At 68.3% G+C, this 18,607-nt stretch carries 17 protein-coding genes and 1 riboswitch; of the genes, 9 read left to right on the forward strand and 8 right to left on the reverse strand.

Going from position 1 to position 18,607, the window contains the following annotated elements; all coding sequences use genetic code 11:
* Nucleotides 1-137 precede the first annotated feature (137 nt).
* Entirely contained in the window at nucleotides 138-1,403 is a 1,266-nt protein-coding gene (locus ACFU8W_RS21605; protein WP_384039541.1) for a PucR family transcriptional regulator, read from the forward strand.
* A gap of 44 nt (nucleotides 1,404-1,447) precedes the next feature.
* Here ACFU8W_RS21605 and ACFU8W_RS21610 read toward each other — a convergent pair whose 3' ends face one another.
* Both ACFU8W_RS21610 and ACFU8W_RS21615 read right to left on the reverse strand, forming a co-directional pair.
* A complete protein-coding gene (locus tag ACFU8W_RS21610) occupies nucleotides 1,448-2,458 on the reverse strand; it encodes a terpene synthase family protein (protein WP_384039544.1) in 1,011 nt (336 codons plus the stop codon).
* A gap of 397 nt (nucleotides 2,459-2,855) precedes the next feature.
* Nucleotides 2,856-3,818: a helix-turn-helix transcriptional regulator gene (locus ACFU8W_RS21615; protein ID WP_384039546.1), complete on the reverse strand. Its 963-nt coding sequence runs from the start codon at nucleotides 3,816-3,818 to the stop codon at nucleotides 2,856-2,858.
* A 74-nt stretch (nucleotides 3,819-3,892) separates the two neighbouring features.
* Between ACFU8W_RS21615 and ACFU8W_RS21620 the strand changes: the two genes are divergently transcribed.
* The gene (locus ACFU8W_RS21620; RefSeq protein WP_384039548.1) at nucleotides 3,893-4,375 is read left to right on the forward strand and encodes a hypothetical protein; all 483 of its coding nucleotides are present in this window, start codon (nucleotides 3,893-3,895) and stop codon (nucleotides 4,373-4,375) included.
* Nucleotides 4,376-4,507: 132 nt separating this feature from the next.
* Here ACFU8W_RS21620 and ACFU8W_RS21625 read toward each other — a convergent pair whose 3' ends face one another.
* From ACFU8W_RS21625 to gcvT, 5 genes are all read right to left on the reverse strand, one after another.
* Nucleotides 4,508-4,783, reverse strand: a complete 276-nt coding sequence (locus ACFU8W_RS21625; RefSeq protein ID WP_384039551.1) for a hypothetical protein — start codon at nucleotides 4,781-4,783, stop codon at nucleotides 4,508-4,510.
* Nucleotides 4,784-5,691: 908 nt separating this feature from the next.
* Nucleotides 5,692-7,074, reverse strand: coding sequence for an L-serine ammonia-lyase (locus ACFU8W_RS21630; RefSeq protein WP_345510222.1), 1,383 nt, complete (start codon nucleotides 7,072-7,074; stop codon nucleotides 5,692-5,694).
* Between the two features lie 156 nt (nucleotides 7,075-7,230).
* Complete coding sequence (gene glyA / locus ACFU8W_RS21635; RefSeq protein ID WP_266981289.1) at nucleotides 7,231-8,490, reverse strand: serine hydroxymethyltransferase; 1,260 nt, start codon at nucleotides 8,488-8,490, stop codon at nucleotides 7,231-7,233.
* Nucleotides 8,491-8,510: 20 nt separating this feature from the next.
* Entirely contained in the window at nucleotides 8,511-8,888 is a 378-nt protein-coding gene (gcvH, locus tag ACFU8W_RS21640) for a glycine cleavage system protein GcvH (RefSeq protein WP_037690095.1), read from the reverse strand.
* A 69-nt stretch (nucleotides 8,889-8,957) separates the two neighbouring features.
* Nucleotides 8,958-10,073 carry a glycine cleavage system aminomethyltransferase GcvT gene (gene gcvT, locus ACFU8W_RS21645; protein ID WP_384039556.1) on the reverse strand — a complete coding sequence of 372 codons (1,116 nt, stop codon included), beginning with the start codon at nucleotides 10,071-10,073 and terminating at the stop codon, nucleotides 8,958-8,960.
* A gap of 141 nt (nucleotides 10,074-10,214) precedes the next feature.
* A riboswitch (glycine riboswitch) is annotated at nucleotides 10,215-10,312 on the reverse strand.
* 158 nt (nucleotides 10,313-10,470) lie between these two features.
* Here gcvT and ACFU8W_RS21650 point away from each other — a divergent pair.
* The 3 genes from ACFU8W_RS21650 (at nucleotide 10,471) to ACFU8W_RS21660 (ending at nucleotide 13,091) form a co-directional block, all read left to right on the forward strand.
* Nucleotides 10,471-11,166, forward strand: coding sequence for an AAA family ATPase (locus tag ACFU8W_RS21650; RefSeq protein ID WP_384039559.1), 696 nt, complete (start codon nucleotides 10,471-10,473; stop codon nucleotides 11,164-11,166).
* Between the two features lie 145 nt (nucleotides 11,167-11,311).
* Entirely contained in the window at nucleotides 11,312-12,082 is a 771-nt protein-coding gene (locus ACFU8W_RS21655) for an enhanced serine sensitivity protein SseB (RefSeq protein ID WP_345510219.1), read from the forward strand.
* Between the two features lie 232 nt (nucleotides 12,083-12,314).
* The gene (locus ACFU8W_RS21660) at nucleotides 12,315-13,091 is read left to right on the forward strand and encodes an enhanced serine sensitivity protein SseB C-terminal domain-containing protein (RefSeq protein ID WP_384039562.1); all 777 of its coding nucleotides are present in this window, start codon (nucleotides 12,315-12,317) and stop codon (nucleotides 13,089-13,091) included.
* A gap of 155 nt (nucleotides 13,092-13,246) precedes the next feature.
* Here the strand turns inward: ACFU8W_RS21660 and ACFU8W_RS21665 are convergent, their stop codons facing one another.
* Nucleotides 13,247-13,378, reverse strand: a complete 132-nt coding sequence (locus ACFU8W_RS21665; RefSeq protein WP_384039565.1) for a hypothetical protein — start codon at nucleotides 13,376-13,378, stop codon at nucleotides 13,247-13,249.
* A 104-nt stretch (nucleotides 13,379-13,482) separates the two neighbouring features.
* On the opposite strand from ACFU8W_RS21665, the gene ACFU8W_RS21670 reads away from it, so the two are divergent.
* The 4 genes from ACFU8W_RS21670 to ACFU8W_RS21685 all read left to right on the forward strand — a co-directional run bounded on the left by ACFU8W_RS21670 (nucleotide 13,483) and on the right by ACFU8W_RS21685 (nucleotide 18,572).
* Nucleotides 13,483-14,475: an ABC transporter permease gene (locus tag ACFU8W_RS21670; RefSeq protein WP_384039568.1), complete on the forward strand. Its 993-nt coding sequence runs from the start codon at nucleotides 13,483-13,485 to the stop codon at nucleotides 14,473-14,475.
* A gap of 104 nt (nucleotides 14,476-14,579) precedes the next feature.
* Nucleotides 14,580-16,343, forward strand: a complete 1,764-nt coding sequence (locus tag ACFU8W_RS21675; protein WP_384039571.1) for an ABC transporter substrate-binding protein — start codon at nucleotides 14,580-14,582, stop codon at nucleotides 16,341-16,343.
* Nucleotides 16,344-16,464: 121 nt separating this feature from the next.
* Nucleotides 16,465-17,466: an ABC transporter permease gene (locus ACFU8W_RS21680; protein WP_384039573.1), complete on the forward strand. Its 1,002-nt coding sequence runs from the start codon at nucleotides 16,465-16,467 to the stop codon at nucleotides 17,464-17,466.
* Complete coding sequence (locus tag ACFU8W_RS21685; protein ID WP_345510213.1) at nucleotides 17,463-18,572, forward strand: ABC transporter ATP-binding protein; 1,110 nt, start codon at nucleotides 17,463-17,465, stop codon at nucleotides 18,570-18,572. The genes ACFU8W_RS21680 and ACFU8W_RS21685 overlap by 4 nt, the downstream gene beginning before the upstream one ends.
* Nucleotides 18,573-18,607: the final 35 nt, after the last annotated feature.

An 18,607-nucleotide genomic window follows, 5' to 3' on the forward strand; every position in this document is an offset into this window, starting at 1 on the left:
CTCAGAATCGGCCGTGCGCGTATCTGGGCACAATGTGCAGATGCCCACCATGTGCCGTACCTATCTGGGCAGCAGCCCCTCGAAGACGCACAGTGCGGGGCATCCGCCTAAACGGTGCGCGGCGCTAACCTTCCGCCATGGCGGAGAAACCGGGAGCCCCCGCTCCTTGTACCGGCGGCGACGGCGAGCTGCGCCGGGCCCTGGCCTCGGCCATGGTGCCGGGGATCGACGAACTGACCGGGCGGGTCGTCGACGACATCCACGCCCACAGCGGCACGTACGCCTCCGGCACACCGGTCAGCCGCGAGGACCTGTGGGAGATCTGCCGGGACAACCTGCTGCGCGCCCTGGAGGACTTCGGCGGACTGCCGCCCACCGGGGGCGACTTCGAGAACGCCGCGCGCGAGACGGGGCGGCGCCGTGCCGAGCAGAACGTGCCGCTGGACACCGTGCTGCAGGCATACCGCCGTGGCGGCCGGGTGATGTGGCAGGTGATGGCCGAGCATCTGCGCGCCACCCGGGCGGGCGGCGGTCTCGGTGCGACCGACCGGGACCGCGAGCTCGACATGGCGGGCGCCGTCTGGGAGACCATCGACCGCTACTCACTGGTCATGGCCGAGTCGTACCGGCTGACCCAGCTGGAGATGCAGGGCCGCCAGGACACCCGCCGCGTCGCCCTTTTCGAGGCCCTGCTCGACGGGCGCGGCGACGACCCCGCCGTCGCCGTCGCCGCCTCCGCCGCGCTCGGCGTCCCCGTCCAGGACCGGTACGTCATGGTGGTCGCCGCCCAGGACCCGGCCGCCCCGCCCAACCCGGCGCCCGTCCTGGAGGAGCACGGGATCTGGTCGTTCTGGCGGCCACGGGCGGGGCGGTACGCGGGCATCGTGCGGCTGGCCGCCGGGGAGTCCGGCGTGCTGATCGGCCTGCTGCGTCACCGCACCGGCGCCACCGCCGGGGTCTCCCCGGAGTTCGACCGGCTCGCCGGCGCGGGCAGGGCCCTGCGCCTCGCCGAACAGGCGTTGCGCACGCTGCCCGCCAAGAGCGGTGGGGCGGCGGCGTTCGACGACCGACTCGCCGAGGTGCTCCTCGTCGGCCGGCCCGAGATCGCCGAACGCATCGTCACCACCCATCTCGGCACCGTCCTGGACACGGTGGCCGAACGCGAGGCGCTGCTCTCCACGCTGCGGGTCTGGCTCGACAACGGGTGCTCGGCGGCGCGCGCCGCCGAGCTGCTGTACTGCCACCGCAACACGGTCCTCAACCGGATCGGCCGCATCGCCGAACTCACCGGTCGCTCCGCCGAGTCGGGCGAGGTCCGGCTCGGCTGGGCGCTGGCCCTGCGCGCCCTGCCTCTGATGGGTGCCGGTGACGAGCCGGCGCCCCTGGACGGCTACTTCGGTTGAACGTTGCATGATTGGCTGGATCCAGCCCTCCGGACCTGTGCGGGTCAGGCGGCGAAGTTCCGGGACAGAGCGTGCTGTTCGTCGATTTCCATCAGGTCGGGGCGGGTGTACCGCTCCGCCCGTGCGTGGTAGTCGAAGTCCCCGCGAACGAGCCCCCGGTAGTCCTGGATACAGCGCTCCAGTGCGGCGCGCGCAGGGCCGTCGATATGAGCCGCCTCTATCTCCTCGACGAGTTCCTTCTCCGATCGCTGCACCCGGTCGGCGATGCCCGCCAGCCATGTCCCGGCCTCGTCGACGGCCTCCTGGACCGAGCAGCGGCGGTCCCGCTGAATGAGCCGGACCATATTGTGCTCGTATCCGAGCACGGCTTCCTTCTCGAACGAGCAGATGTCGTTGCATAGCCCCGAGTGATCGGCCACCGAATTGCGTAGCGCGATATATGCGGGAAGGGATCGGGCGGATTCCGGGAGATCTATTCCGACAGTGATCTCGTGCAGATCGAGGAACGGCTGCATGGCCACCGAATCGCGGCGGTGCTTCACGAAGTCGGCCATGCTCGGCACATGACCTGCGGCCCGGTCGACGGCCTCCGCGTAGTACGTCCACAGCCAGGCGACCGTGTCCCGGCGGAACTGCCGGACCCAGCGCGGTGACCGCCCCTCGCAGGTCCGCTGCGTGAGGCCGTCGAGCGCGTGCTCCATGGGGCCGTTCGGCGCGCTGGTGCCGTCGAGCACGTCCACCATCCGGGCGATCGCCTCCTCGCACAGGTGCGGGTCGCGGTCGGCGGGACCGTCGTCGAACTCGTCGTCGACCAGGAAAGCCCAGAACAGCCACTGGCAGAAGAGATCGAGGTGTTCCTGCGATGCGGCCGGGAATATGAGTGATATCCAGAGCTCGGGGCGCGTACGGACCATTTTCTTCTGAGCCACCGGCGACAGGATCAGATCATTGGCGTCCGCCCACTCCCAGGCGGCCTGTTTGGTCTTCTGAATTCCTGGGTTGCAGCCCGTGCTCTCGAACGGCATATGAAACTCTGGAAGCACAATTTTGCTCATGGTGCCCCTCGTCTGAACGTTACGAACAGGGAATGGGAATGGGTCGAATTCGCGAATCGATGCAGGCGGCGGGCGGTCGATTCCCGGGGAGTTCCTCGCTGTCCTCTTTCCTCCGCCGGGGCCGGGCGTCCGAGCGGGGCCGTGGGCCCTCGGCAGCGGACGGCGCCTTGATGGCGATCGCGTCACCACTCGTCACGTCCAGTGAACCCTAGAGCGCGGCCGAGGGAAGCCGTTTCTGACCGAAAGCGCATGATCTCAATGAACACCTGTTCGCTTACGCGTAGTTGGTGAACTCCTGATCGAGTGGCACCGTCGGTCGAGGGTGCGGAGACGGTCGGTTCGGTGATGTCGTCCGACGTCGTCGGCGCAGGACCCTGCGAGGGCGGTCCTCGGCTCCTCAGGAACTCCGGGGCCGGTACACGTCGGCCAGGGTGCGGGCCGCTTCGTACAACCCGTCCCGCAGCTGTGGGGGCTCCAGCACCTCGACGTCCGGGCCGAGGACGAGGAACATCCCGATCGCGTGCTCGAGCGACTCCGTGGGCAGCACGGCCCGCGACCAGCCGTCCCGCTCGGGCACGGCTGTCTCGGCAAAGGCCTGCGCGGCGGCCCCGGTGAACCGGGAGGACGCGCCGGGAGCCACCCGAACGACTGCCTCGCCCTGGTGCAGCCGGGCGTGGAAGTCCTCCTGCGCCAGGCGCCAGTGCTCGGCCAGATCGAATCCGCCCGGTATCTCGAACGTGTCGTCCGAGACGCGCAGTTCCAGGATCTGGTCGACCCGGAAGGTGCGCGGGCCGGGCCCGGCGACCAGGTACCAGCGCCCGGCCTTGAGTACCAGGCCGTACGGGTCCAGCGTGCGGTCGACCTCGGTCGGGGCCTTCCACCGCCGGTAGCGGACCATCAGTCTCCGCCCGGTCCACACGGCCTCCGCGACCTCGGGAAGATGGTGCAGGTCGTCCACCTCCGCGTACCAGCCGGGAGCGTCCAGATGAAAACGGGCCCGCATCCGGTCGGCCTCGGCGCGCAGGTCGGGCGGCAGCGCTGCACGCAGCTTGAGCTGGGAGGAGGCGAGCGCGGACCCGAGCCCCAGCGCGGCGGCCGGCCCGGGCAGCCCGCCGAGGAACAGGCTCTGCGCCTCGTCCTCGCTCAGCCCGGTGAGCCTCGTGCGGTACCCGCCGAGGAGTCGGTAGCCGCCGTGATGCCCGGCGTCGCCGTAGAGCGGGATGCCTGCGGCGTGGAGAGCCTCGATGTCCCGGTACACGGTCCGTACGGAGACCTCGAATTCCCGTGCGAGCTCGTCGGCGGTGACCCGGCCCCTGGTCTGGAGCAGGAGGAGGATCGCGAGCAGGCGGCTGGATTTCACTGACACAGGATGTCAGTGAAGTGCGCCTAGTTTCCCGGGGTCGGCGCACACATCGGACACGGAAGGCCCCACTCATGAGCAGCTCCACCCGCACCGCCACCCCCGTATCGACGGACTTCGACTTCCTGGTCGGCGAATGGGACGTCACCAATCGCCGGCGGACCGACTTCCTGGACCAGGCGAGCGAGTGGGAAGAATTCCCGGCCGTCAGCCACGGCACACGGCACTTCGACGGTGGTGCCAACTTCGACGAGATCGAGTTTCCGACGAAGGGCTTCGCGGGTCTCACCCTGCGTCTCTTCGACCGGGAGACACAGCTCTGGGCGCTCCACTGGGCCGACCGCCGCACGGGGCGGCTGTTTCCCCCGGTGGTCGGCGGCTTCGTGGACGGCCGGGGCGAGTTCTACGGTGACGACACACACGAGGGCAAGCCCGTTCGTGTCCGCTTCATCTGGTCCGGCATCACAGCGGATTCGGCCCACTGGGAGCAGGCGTTCTCCATGGACGACGGCGGCACCTGGGTCACCAACTGGCTCATGGATCTCACCCGGCGCTGAGACCGTAGGTGTCCGCGGCGAGCGGTGAAGCGCCCCGGTCAGGACCGGCAACAGGTGGGTGAGCCCCCTCGGGGCTCACCCACCTGTGTTCTCGATCCGGGACCCGACCTGATCGGATCAGGTCATCTCAGGTCATCTCAGGTGGAGCTTGAGCTGATGGTTGTGCTCTGTGTGCTCGACCACGACTCCGGTGACCGCCTCACCCAACTCGGGCCAGATCACCGTGGAGCCATCGGCACCGCCGTGGCGCATTCCCGCCACATCTGCGAAAGTGCAACTCCCTTGCACACCCTCGACCGAAATGAAGATTCCGAAGGGAGTGACCTCGTCCACGGCGCCGTGCACCGTGGACCCGTAAGGGTACTTTCGCTTGGCGGCATCCCACTCTTCGCTTGTCATCGATGCCACAGCCTTTCGTGTGTGTTCAGCTGACCGAACGCTGTGGTCGGGATCGGCACTTCTAATTCAGGGCCACCTTCATACAGCTTCTCGTAGCCCTTGAAATAGCGATTGTAATCTTCCTCGGGGATTCGGAAAGCATGGCCGAAAGAGGCTGGTGTGAGCTCAGGGCGAACCACCCGTCGGGGGTGCACCGAGAGACACTGGCCCCCTCGCTCCGACGGGAGTTGACCGTAGCGGTGTGATTCCTGACCGGTATTCATGTGACACGTCGACCGATGGGATATTAGGGACAGTTGACGCTCTTTCAGGTGACGGTTCGTCCATTGTTTCCGCTCGCTCGACCAAAGCGAATCGCTTCGTGTATGACCCGCAGATCTGCACCGAATGTATGCGCAGGATGAATGCGCGCCATCACAAGCCGGAATTCCATGCCGCGAGTTTCCCGGGACCGCCGAGGCCCCCGCAGCCGCCCGCATCTTTCACGCAGCGAGTCCGGTGATGCGACGCTCGGGCACGGCGTCAGGCTGCCGTGGACGAAGCGCGATTCGCGGCGCCGGAGGTGCGGGGCGCCATGGGTGCGGACTTCGTCGCCGACCCGGCGCTGATCGCCACCACAGGGCCGGCGGTCCTCCAGGGCGGGGCATGACAGCGCTGGTGACTGCTGCACCCCTGAGGGCGTCCCCACACCGTCGTGCCGGCGAAGGCAGGAGAGGCAGCCCGTGCGTGAGCGAGGCGTGAGACGACAGGGAAGCTGCGGCCGGACCGGGCTTCACCGGGTGGCTGACAGCCGGCCGGACCGCCCCTGAACAGGTACGGAAGGTCCCGGGGACGGTTCAGGGGCCTTCCGCCGTGCAAGCAGAAAAGGCCCTGATCAGCGCCGAAGGATTCGAAGGCGCTGATCAGGGCCTATGCGATCAGCACTCGATGATGTTCACCGCGAGCCCGCCGCGCGCGGTCTCCTTGTACTTCACGCTCATGTCCGCGCCCGTCTCCTTCATGGTCTTGATGACCTTGTCGAGGGAGACCTTGTGGCTGCCGTCGCCGCGCAGCGCCATCTTCGCCGCGGTGACCGCCTTGACCGCCGCCATGCCGTTGCGCTCGATGCAGGGGATCTGGACGAGACCGCCGACCGGGTCGCAGGTCAGGCCCAGGTTGTGCTCCATGCCGATCTCGGCGGCGTTCTCGACCTGTTCGGCGGAGCCGCCGAGGACCTCGGCGAGTGCTCCCGCGGCCATCGAGCAGGCGGAGCCGACCTCGCCCTGGCAGCCGACCTCGGCGCCGGAGATCGAGGCGTTCTCCTTGAACAGCATGCCGATGGCGCCGGCCGCGAGGAGGAAGCGGACGACGCCGTCCTCCTTCTCGGCCTCGGTGGCGCCGCCCGCGGCGAAGTTCATGTAGTAGTGCAGCACGGCCGGGATGATGCCGGCTGCGCCGTTGGTGGGGGCGGTGACGACGCGGCCACCCGCGGCGTTCTCCTCATTGACCGCCATCGCGTAGAGGGTGATCCACTCCATCGCGTGGGCCTGCGGGTCGCCCTCGGCGCGCAGCTGGCGCGCGGTGTTCGCGGCGCGGCGGCGGACCTTCAGGCCGCCGGGGAGGATGCCCTCGCGGGCCATGCCGCGCGATACGCATGCCTGCATGACCCGCCAGATGTCCAGCAGACCGGAGCGGATCTCCTCCTCCGTCCGCCAGGCCCGCTCGTTCTCCAGCATGAGGGAGGAGATCGACAGGCCGGTGTCGCGGGAGAGCCGCAGCAGTTCGTCGCCGGTGCGGAAGGGGTGCTTCAGGACGGTGTCGTCGAGGACGATCCGGTCCTCGCCCACAGCGTCCTCGTCGACGACGAAGCCGCCGCCGACGGAGTAGTAGGTCTTCTCCAGCAGAGGGGCGCCGTCGCGGTCGAACGCGAAGATCGTCATGCCGTTGGCGTGGTACGGGAGCGCCTTGCGGCGGTGCAGGACCAGCTGCTCGTCGGCGTCGAAGTCGATCTCGTGCATGCCCAGCAGGTTGAGCCGGCCCGAGGAGCGGATCGCGGCCACCCGGTCGTCGGCGGACTCCACGTCGACGGTACGGGGGGACTCGCCCTCCAGACCGAGCAGGACGGCCTTCGGCGTGCCGTGGCCGTGGCCCGTGGCGCCGAGCGAGCCGAACAGCTCGGCGCGTATGGAAGCGGTGTGGGCGAGCAGACCCTCGTTCTTCAGGCGGCGCGCGAACATACGGGCCGCGCGCATCGGGCCGACCGTATGGGAGCTGGACGGGCCGATGCCGATCGAGAACAGGTCGAAGACCGAGATGGCCACGGTGTGACTCCTAAGGGGTTGGTAGACGCCGTTGTCTGCCGGGTGGTGCGGTACGGACCGGTTGGTCCGAAGAGCAGCGGGACAAGGGTTGGGGCACCGTGCTCACTGTCCAGTGTGCGCGGTGCCCCGCCCCAAACGTGCGAAAAGTGACCCGGACTACTTCAGGCCGGGGTACAGCGGGAACTTCTCGGCCAGCGCGATCACGCGGGCCTTGAGGTCGTCGGCGTCGTACGACGGCTTGAGGGCCGACGCGATGATCTCGGCGACCTCGGTGAAGTCCTCGGCCTGGAAGCCGCGGGTGGCCAGGGCCGGCGTGCCGATCCGCAGACCCGAGGTGACCATCGGCGGCCGCGGGTCGTTCGGGATGGCGTTCCGGTTGACCGTGATGCCGAGCTCGTGGAGCCGGTCCTCGGCCTGCTGGCCGTCCAGCTCCGAGTTGCGCAGGTCGACGAGGACCAGGTGCACGTCCGTACCGCCGGAGAGGACGGAGACGCCGACCTCGGTGACGTCCGGCTGGACCAGACGCTCGGCGAGGATGCGGGCGCCGTCCAGGGTGCGCTGCTGGCGCTCCTTGAACTCGTCGGTCGCCGCGACCTTGAACGAGACCGCCTTGGCCGCGATCACGTGCTCCAGCGGACCACCCTGCTGACCGGGGAAGACGGCAGAGTTGATCTTCTTGGCGAGCTCCTGCGTCGACAGGATGACGCCACCGCGCGGACCGCCGAGGGTCTTGTGCGTGGTGGTCGTGACGACGTGGGCGTGCGGAACCGGGTTCGGGTGCAGACCCGCGGCCACCAGGCCCGCGAAGTGCGCCATGTCGACCATCAGGTACGCGCCGACCTCGTCCGCGATGCGGCGGAAGGCGGCGAAGTCCAGCTGACGGGGGTACGCGGACCAGCCGGCGACGATCAGCTTCGGCTTGGACTCCTTGGCCAGGCGCTCGACCTCGGCCATGTCCACGACACCGGTGTCGTCGACGTGGTACGGGACCACGTGGTAGAGCTTGCCGGAGAAGTTGATCTTCATGCCGTGGGTCAGGTGACCGCCGTGGGCCAGGTTCAGACCCATGATCGTGTCGCCCGGCTTCAGCAGCGCGAACATCGCGGCGGCGTTGGCCTGCGCACCCGAGTGGGGCTGGACGTTGGCGGCCTCGGCGCCGAACAGCGCCTTGATCCGGTCGATGGCGATCTGCTCGACCACGTCGACGTGCTCGCAGCCGCCGTAGTAGCGGCGGCCCGGGTAGCCCTCGGCGTACTTGTTGGTGAGGACGGAGCCCTGGGCCTCCATGACCGCGACCGGAGCGAAGTTCTCCGAGGCGATCATTTCGAGGGTGGACTGCTGACGGTGGAGCTCGGCGTCGACGGCGGCGGCGACGTCCGGGTCCAGCTCGTGGAGGGAGGAGTTGAGAAGCGACATCAGGTGGTCCCTTGGAGTCTTTAGTTGCCGGAGAACTCGGTGTACTCGTCGGCGGAGAGCAGGTCCTTCGGCTCCTCCGCGACGCGTACCTTGAACAGCCAGCCGCCCTCGAAGGGAGCGGAGTTCACCAGCGACGGGTCGTCCACGACGTCCTGGTTGGAGGCGGTGACCTCGCCGGTCACCGGCGAGTACAGGTCGCTGACGGACTTGGTCGACTCGAGCTCGCCGCAGGTCTCGCCCGCGGTCACCGTGTCACCGACCTCCGGGAGCTGGGCGTAGACGACGTCACCGAGCGCGTTGGCCGCGAACTCGGTGATGCCGACCGTGGCCACACCGTCCTCGAGGGCCGACAGCCACTCGTGCTCCTTGCTGTAACGCAGCTGCTGGGGGTTGCTCATGACCTGAATTCTCCTGTACGCGGGGGAGTGCTGATGAACGGTGGTCTTACGGTGTGAGACGCGACTGCGTCACTTCTGGCGCTTGTAGAACGGCAGGGCGACGATCTCGTACGGTTCGTGGCTGCCCCGGATGTCCACTCCGACGCCCGTGGTCCCGGGCGCGGCGTGAGCGGCGTCCACGTACGCGATGGCGATCGGCTTGCCCAGCGTCGGCGACGGGGCGCCGGAGGTGACCTCGCCGATGACCTGGCCCTCGGCGACAACGGGGTAGCCGGCGCGCGGCACCCGGCGGCCCTCGGCGATCAGGCCGACGAGCTTGCGCGGCGGGGCGGTCTCGGCGCGCTCGGCGGCGGCCTCCAGGGCCTTGCGGCCGACGAAGTCGCCCTCCTTCTCGAACTTCACGACCCGGCCGAGACCGGCGTCGAACGGGGTCAGCTCGGTCGTCAGTTCGTGCCCGTACAGCGGCATGCCCGCCTCCAGGCGCAGCGTGTCGCGGCAGGACAGACCGCACGGGATCAGGCCACGGGAGGCGCCCGCCGCCGTGAGGGCCTGCCAGAGCTGCTCGGCGTGCTCGGGGGCGACGAACAGCTCGAAGCCGTCCTCGCCGGTGTAACCGGTACGGGCGATCAGCGCGGGCACACCGGCGACGGTGCCGGGCAGACCCGCGTAGTACTTCAGACCGTCCAGGTCGGCGTCGGTGACCGAGGCCAGGATGGCGGGGGACTCGGGGCCCTGCACGGCGAGCAGCGCGTACGCGTCGCGGTCGTCGCGCACCTCGGCGTCGAACCCGTCGACGCGGGCGGTCAGCGCGTCCAGCACGATCTGGGCGTTCCCGGCGTTGGCGACGACCATGTACTCGGTCTCGCCCAGCCGGTAGACGATCAGGTCGTCCAGAATGCCGCCGTCCTCGGCGCAGATCATCGTGTAGCGGGCGCGGCCGACGGCGACGGTGCCGATGTTGCCGACCAGCGCGAAGTTCAGGAACGCGGCGGCCTGCGGACCGGTGACGGTGATCTCACCCATGTGCGACAGGTCGAAGAGACCCGCCTTCGTGCGCACCGCGTTGTGCTCGTCGCGCTCACTGGCGTACCGCAGCGGCATGTCCCAGCCGGCGAAGTCGGTCATGGTCGCGCCCAGCGAGCGATGCAGGGCGTCGAGGGCGGTGAGACGGGGGGCGTTGCTCATAGGTGTGGCTCCCAGGGCATGACGACGATGACGATCCCTCCCCATCTGTCATCGGAACCTGAGAGGTTCGCCGAGAGACCCCCGGGGGGTTCGGCTTGCACCTTGGGTGGAGCCGCCGGGCGACTCGCTTTTCAGATCTGCCTCGTCCACGCGGTACGGGGCCTGAGAGATTCAAGGGAGGATCTTGCTCCTTCGGCGCCCGGCACACACTGTGGCCGGAGCTCTCCCGCGCGGATTCAAGCGGCCTTTATGCAGTTGGCCGGGTCATCATTGCACGCATTGCGGAAGAGTGGGGCGTCGGTACCCCGTGCACGGGACGAGTAGTGGGACGGTTGTATCGCATTACCTTTTCTTTACACTTCGTGGGCAGACGTGGGTGACCCGACAGGGGAGGGCGATGACGTTGCAGCGGTACGCGACGACCGCGGGGGCCGCGCACGGCGCGATGCCCGCGCAGCCGGGCGCACCCGCCCGGGAATTGCCGGGCACGCACGCGCCCGTGGTGCGGGACCTGCGCGAGCGCGCCGGGCGCAGCCCGCGCGGGCTGCATTTCGAGGCAGGCGATGTGGTGGTGGTCTCCGGGCTGCCGGGGGGCGGAAAGTCGACACTGATCCGGCGGGCGGTGGCCGCACGGGCCATCGACTCCCAGGACACCCGGGACCGCTGGGCGCAGCGGGTGCCCCGCTTACTCCCGTACGCCCTTTACCGCCCGCTGGTCCGCGTCGCCCACTACTGGGGGCTGTGGCGGGCGCTGCGCTCCGGTGAGTCCGTCGTCGTCCACGACTGCGGGACCCAGACATGGGTGCGGGGCTGGCTGGCCCGGCACGCACGGCGTCGCGCCCGCACGCTGCACCTCGTGCTGCTCGACGTCACCCCGCAGGAGGCCAGGGAGGGCCAGCGCGAGCGTGGGCGCGGAGTCTCCGGATACGCCTTCGCCCGGCACCGCAGGGCCGTCGGCCGGCTGGTGCGGGACACCGAGGCGGGCGCCCTGCCGCTCGGCTGCTCCTCCGCAGTGCTGCTGGACCGGGAGGCGGCCGGGATGCTGGCGCGGATCACGTTCGCCGACGCCCAGGGGACGACGGGACAGCCCTGAGGGTCCTCCTCTTCGGATCAGGCCCCACGCGCCCGGCATGATCCGCAAGAGAGGCCCTGGCACCCCCGGTCGTCCGTCAGCGCGGAGGGGCGCGCCGGAGTTACTGTTCTGCGGCAAGGCATGGGTGAGAAGGGGAAGCAGCGCAGTGGACATTCCGGCACCGGTCCAGAACCATCCGCAGAGCGGATGGCCGGCCAATGAGCTCGAAGAGGTACTGGTCGCCTCGCTGGGCAGCCCGGAGGCGGGCGGCAGGCTCGTCGAAGTGCTCGGCCGCAGTCACGTCTGGGTGCCGCTTCCCAACGGCGGGGGCCCCGATGCCCCGTCGCTCGACCTGCCGACGGTGGAGATCGAGGGCGCTCCGTACGTCCCCGTCTTCAGCTCCGAACAGCAGTTCCTGCAGTGCGTCGGTACCCATATGTCCTTCACGGTGGCGCCCGCCGTCGAATTCGCCCGCGGGCTGCCCCCGCAGCTCGGCATCGCGGTCAACCCGGGCGGCGCTGTCGGCATGCCGCTGCCGCCGCCCGCCGTCGCCGAGCTCTGCCGTGCCGGACGCACCTCGCTGGACGGGCCGGCCACCGGCGGACGGGTCCGGCTGTACGAGCCGGACTGGCAGGAGGAGCCCGTCGACTTCCTCGCGGCCGCGGCCGGGGAATTCGAGGAGAGCGGCGTCGTGCGCACCGCACGCCGGACGCTGGCCAGCATCGAGGGCGGCGATCCCGTTCTCTTCATAGGCGTCGAGTTCTCCACCTGGGACGGCGCGGGGCGCAACGCCCCGATGGACGCCCTGGGCCGCGCACTGGGCCGTGTCGAGGTGCCCTGGCCGGTCAATCTGGTCCTGCTCGATGTGGCGCAGGATCCGGTCGCCGACTGGATGCGGGCCAGGATCCGGCCGTTCTACCAGCGCGAGGGGCACTAGCGCCCCTCCCGGCAAGCTTTGCCCCTCCCTCCTCTGCCGGTCACGGCACCGGAGCGCGGAGTCCCCGACTCCGGGGAGGGCGGGCGCGACACCGTCGACCTGTGGCGTCAAGTCGGTGTCAGGGGTGCCGCATAAGCTGGTTTGATGGCTAGTGCCTCGGCCACCGAGCCGCACCCGCGTGCCCCGGGAGCGGCAGGCCGACACAGTGGATCGAAGAGGGGCGGGACCCAGGGTGAGTGCGTCAGGCACCGCGGCGGCCGGGCAGGTCGAGCACATGCTGCGCCAAGTGACGCCCGGGCGCTACGACGCGTACGAGGCACTCCTCCGAGCGCTCGCCGGGGACCGGATCTGGATGCTGCTCTGGCACGGCCGCGCCGGCTCGCCCGACGCCCAGTACGGGAACATGGAGGTCGACGGGCTGGGCTACGCGCCCTGTGTGACCTCCGCCCAGGAACTCTCGGCCAGCGGCTGGAACCGGGCCCATGAAGTGGTCACCGGACTTGACATCGCCCGCGCTCTCTTCCCGGACCGCTGGGGCATCTGGCTCAACCCGCACGCCCCCGGTGGTGGTGTCGGCATCCCGTGGCTGGATCTGCGCCGTATCGCCACCGGCCTCGACCGGATGCCCGCGGGACCGCTCCGGCTCACCGAGCCGGCCATCGAGATCCCGCAGTTCTACGCCCTGCTCTCGCAGAACGCCCATCACACCCCCGCGATCCGCTCCCTGCGCCGGGCCTGGGTGCAGCCCGCGCTCGGGGTGCCGTACCTCGCCATCGGTCTCGATCTCTACGACACGGGCCAGACCTCCGTCGACGCGGTGCGCGCGATGATGCAGCAGTCGATCGGCGCGGTCCCGGACGGGCTGCCCGTCTCCACCGTCGCGATGTCCGACGAGTACGACCCGGTCGCGATGTGGCTCCGCGCCAACGCCCGCCCGTTCTACGACCGCGAGGCGCACGTCGCGCCCGCTCCCGCCGTGGGTTACGGCTACCCCCCTGTTCACGGCTGACCCGCCCGGACACCTGTCAATTAACGCCAGGATGAACCCTGTTGGGGCACCTGTCCGATCTGGGCGAAGAGTGCCGACTCGGTTCGCTGGGACGATCACGGCGTCCGGATAACGGAAGCCGACTGGTCACATCACGGTTGCGCATCCATTCCCCATCAGGGCTGGCGGGTGATCCGCGACGCGTTGAAGACTCCCCGGAACAAGAAGCGTTCGGCGCCCAGTGCGACCTGCGGCTTCTGGTTGGACCAGTTGAACTGCTCCACTCGTACCACCTGCTTCTTCCGCACCACCCGCACCAAAGTGCGACTTGCACCTGTGATGTGAACAAGCCGCTACAGCGGCGGGCACGGGCCGGCCACAGTCGGTCGAGCCGAGAGGGGTCCCCACAACGATGACGGCACCACTGCACGACAGCGCGGCCGAGACTGCGACCGTCGATGTCACGACCGATGTTTCGGCCAAGGACATCGAAGGCCGTTCGCCAGGACGTATCGCCTGGACGCGGCTGAAGCGCGACAAGGTGGCGCTCGCCGGCGGTGTGGTCGTGCTCCTGCTGATCCTGATCGCGGTGTTCGCACCCCTGATCGTGAATCTCCTCGGTCACCCGCCGAACGAATTCCACGAGGATCTGCTCGACCCGGACCTCGGCATCCCCAAGGGCTCCTTCGGCGGGATGAATTCGGACTACCTGCTGGGTGTCGAACCCACCAACGGCCGCGATGTGTTCAGCCGCATCGTCTACGGCGCGCGCATCTCGCTCCTGGTCGCCTTCCTCGCCGCAATGGTCTCCGTGATCATCGGCAGCATCCTCGGCTCGGTGGCCGGCTTCTTCGGCGGCTGGGTCGACGCGCTCATCAGCCGGCTGATGGACCTGCTGCTCGCCTTCCCGCAGCTGCTGTTCACCATCGCTCTCGTCTCCGTCGTGCCCAACTCCCTCTGGGGGCTCACCGGCACGGGCGTCAGGATGGGTGTGCTGATCGTGGTGATCGGCTTCTTCGGGTGGCCGTACATCGGCCGTATCGTCCGGGGGCAGACGATGTCCCTGCGCGAACGCGAGTACGTCGAGGCGGCACGCAGCCTGGGCGCCGGACGGGGTTACATCCTCTTCAAGGAGCTGCTGCCCAACCTGGTCGCGCCGATCCTCGTCTACTCGACGCTGATCATCCCGACCAACATCCTCAGTGAGGCCGCGCTCAGCTACCTGGGTGCGGGTGTGAAGCCGCCGACCGCCTCGTGGGGCAAGATGCTCTCCGACGCGATCAACACCTACCAGGCGGACCCGACATACATGGTGGTCCCCGGACTCGCGATCTTCATCACCGTTCTGGCATTCAATCTCTTCGGCGACGGGCTGCGTGACGCCCTCGACCCGAAGGGCAGCTGAGCCGACCCAAAAGGTCTCCGGCGCGAGCCGGTTGGCACTCGATCGACCGTTGGGCGCGGACTGCGTACCCACGGGCCACACCACATCACGGAGGTTGCTAGACAGTGAATCGCTCACGGAAGGCAGTTGCCCTCACGGCCCTCGCGGCCGCGGTTGCGCTGACCGCAACCGCTTGTGGCGGAGGGGGCAGCGACAACAAGTCCTCCTCGAACCAGGGTGCCGGTTACGACGCGGCCACCAAGGGCAAGGTCATCAACGCGTCCGACAAGAAGGGCGGCACGCTGAAGCTGATGTCCCCTCAGGACGTCGACTTCCTGGACCCGGCCCGTGCCTACTACGGCTTCGTCTGGAACATGCAGCGGCTGTACGTCCGCCAGCTGCTCGCGTACGACGCGAAGCCCGGTGAGGCCGGCACCAAGCTGGTCCCCGACCTCGCCGAGTCGCTGCCGACGCTCAGCAACGGCGGCAAGACGTACACCTTCAAGCTGAAGGCCGGTGTCAAGTTCGAGGACGGCACGCCGATCACCTCGAAGGACATCAAGTACGGCATCGAGCGCGTCTTCGCGCAGGACGTCCTCTCCGGCGGTCCGACCTACCTGATCGACATCCTCGACCAGGGCCAGAAGTACCCGGGCCCCTACAAGGACAAGGACCCCAACAAGCTGGGTCTGAAGTCGGTCCAGACGCCGGACGACCAGACGATTGTCTTCAACCTGGCGAAGCCGAACTCGGACTTCTCGTACCTGATGGCGATGGCCGACTCCTCGCCGGTCCCGGCCGCCAAGGACGACGGCGCGAAGTACACGAACCACCCGGTCGCGACCGGCCCGTACAAGGTCCAGTCCTTCGTCGCCGGCAAGGAGACGGTCTTCGTACGGAACCCCAACTGGGACCCGAAGACCGACCCGATCCGCAAGGGGCTGCCGGACAAGGTCACCTTCACCGTGACCTCGAACCCGGACGACATGGACGCACGTCTGCTCTCGGGCGACGTCGACTACGCGGTCGACGGCACCGGTGTCCAGCAGGCCGCCAAGATCAAGATCCTGCAGAACGCCAAGTACAAGGCCAACGCCGACGACCCGTTCAGCGGCTACATCCGGTACTTCGCGTTCCCGCAGACGGTCGCGCCGTTCGACAACATCGAGTGCCGCAAGGCGGTCATCTACGCCGCCGACCCGAAGTCGCTGCAGACCGCCCGTGGCGGCCCGACCAGCGGTGACCTCGGCGCCAACATGCTGCCCCCGGGCATCCCGGGCTCGGACAAGTCCTACGACCCGTGGGGCCTGACCCAGGGCAAGCCGCAGGTCGACAAGGCCAAGGAGGCCCTGAAGGCCTGTGGCAAGCCGAACGGCTTCAAGACCACCATCGCGGTCCGCAACAACCGCAAGCCCGAGGTGGCCACCGCCGAGTCGCTGCAGGCTTCGCTGAAGGCCGTCGGTATCGACGCCTCCATCGACCAGTACGACGGCAAGAACTCTGCTTCCGTGATCGGTGCTCCCGACAACGTGAAGAAGAAGGGCTACGGCATCATCGTGATGGGCTGGGGCGCCGACTACAACTCGGGTGCGGGCTTCCTGCAGCCGCTGGTTGACGGCTCCTTCATCCTGAAGAACGGCAACAACAACTACACGATGCTGAACGACAAGACGGTCAACGGTCTCTTCGACCAGGCCGCCTCCGCAGCGTCGCCCGAGGCCGCCGCGCCGTTCTACACCCAGATCAACAAGGCGATCATGGAGAAGGCCCTCTATCTCCCGATCAACTTCGACAAGGCGCTCGTCTACCGCAACCCGCGGCTGACCAACGTCTTCTACAACGAATCCATGGGCCGTCTCGACCTCGCGGTCATGGGCGTCGTCAAGTAGCAGTTGGACATGCGGGTCCTTCACCTCGCATGCGCTAGTTCGAAGGGCAGGTGAAGGCCGCGGGCGGGCGGTTGTGGTCCCCACAAGGGACGACAGCCGCCCGCCGACCAGGCCGACTGCAGTGCTCGTCTACCTCCTCCGGCGACTCGTCAATGTCGTCGTCATGCTGGTGATCGTCTCCATGGTCACCTTCGGCATCTTCTTCATGGTGCCGAAGATCACCGGAAGCGATCCCGCACTCCTCTATGCCGGCCGTGAGACCAACAAGACGGCCATCGAGGGCATCCGTAAGAAGATGGGCCTCGACAAGCCCCTCACCACCCAGTACGGGCTCTTCGTCAAGGGCATAGTCGTCGGCCGTGACTACGACACGGGCGCGGAGATCACTCACTGTCCGGCGCCCTGCTTCGGTTACTCGTTCAAGAACGAGCAGCCGGTGTGGGAGGACCTGAAGCAGCGCGTACCCGTCACGCTGTCGCTGGCGGCGGGAGCCTCGGTGCTCTGGCTGATCGGCGGTGTCGCCACCGGCGTGATCTCCGCACTACGCAGACGCACACTGCTCGACCGGGTCACCATGATCACCGCGTTGGCGGGTGTATCACTGCCCATCTACTTCACCGGGCTGGTCTGTTCGGCCGTCTTCGTCTACAGCCTGGAATGGCTGCAGGTGAGCGACTACGCGCCGTTCACCGACGATCCGGCGGCCTGGTTCAACAGCATGCTCCTGCCCTGGATCACCCTGGCCTTCCTCTTCGCGGCCACCTACGCCCGGCTCACCCGCGCCACCATGCTGGAGATCCTGGGCGAGGACTACATCCGTACGGCCCGTGCCAAGGGCCTCAAGGAACAGGTGGTCATCCGCAAGCACGCGCTGCGGTCCACCCTGACTCCGATCATCACGGTCTTCGGTCTGGACCTGGGCGCCCTGCTCGGCGGCGCGGTGCTGACCGAGTCGACCTTCAACCTTCCCGGACTCGGCAAGGCCGCCGTCGATGCCATCAACTCCGGTGACCTGCCGGTCATCATGGGCGTCACCATCATCGCGGCGTTCTTCGTAGTCATGGCCAACTTGATTGTCGACCTGCTGTACGCGGTCGTCGACCCGCGTGTGAGGCTGACGTGACCGACAACACCCCCACCCAGGACAAGCAGCCGGCCGGTCCGGTCGGTGTTCCCGAGCAGGGCGGCCCACGGCCCGAGGCCTTCCTCTCCGTGCGCAACCTGAAGGTGCACTTCCCGACCGACGACGGCATCGTCAAGTCCGTCGACGGGCTCTCCTTCCAGCTGGAGAAGGGCAAGACCCTCGGCATCGTGGGCGAGTCCGGCTCCGGCAAGTCGGTCACCTCGCTGGCCGTCATGGGCCTGCACCGATCCGGTCAGGCGCGCAGCCGCCCCGACATCAGCGGTGAGATCTGGCTGGACGGCGAAGAGCTGATCGGCGCCGGTGACGACCACGTGCGCAAGCTGCGCGGTCGGCAGATGTCCATGATCTTCCAGGACCCGCTGTCGGCGATGCACCCGTACTACACGGTGGGTGCGCAGATCGTCGAGGCGTACCGCAACCACCACGACGTCAGCAAGAAGGCGGCCCGTGCGCGCGCGGTCGAGATGCTCGACCGGGTCGGTATCCCGGAGCCCGCCAAGCGCGTCGACTCCTATCCGCACGAGTTCTCCGGCGGTATGCGCCAGCGCGCGATGATCGCGATGTCGCTGGTCAACAACCCCGAACTGCTCATTGCCGACGAGCCGACGACCGCCCTGGACGTGACCGTCCAGGCGCAGATCCTCGACCTGATCCGCGATCTGCAGAAGGAGTTCGGTTCCGCGGTCATCATGATCACTCACGACCTGGGCGTCGTCGCCGAGATGGCCGACGACATCCTGGTCATGTACGGCGGTCGCTGCGTCGAGCGCGGCACCGCCGAGCAGGTCTTCTACGAGCCCCGGCACCCGTACACCTGGGGTCTGCTCACGTCGATGCCGCGCATCGACAAGGAGGAGACCGACCGGCTCGTCCCGGTCAAGGGTTCCCCACCCAGCCTCATCAACATCCCGTCCGGCTGCGCCTTCAACCCGCGCTGCCCGTACGCGGATGTGCCCAAGGGCGGCATCACCCGGACCACGCGCCCGGAGCTGCAGCAGGTCGAGGGCGACCACTTCGCGGCCTGCCACATGTCGCCGGAGGATCGGACCCGGATCTGGACCGAAGAGATTGCGCCGAAGCTGTGAGCGACAAGAGCGAGAAGACCGAGAAGAGCGCCGCC

The organism is Streptomyces sp. NPDC057565, assembly GCF_042801455.1.
In the GTDB taxonomy this organism is placed as follows: domain Bacteria; phylum Actinomycetota; class Actinomycetes; order Streptomycetales; family Streptomycetaceae; genus Streptomyces; species Streptomyces yanii.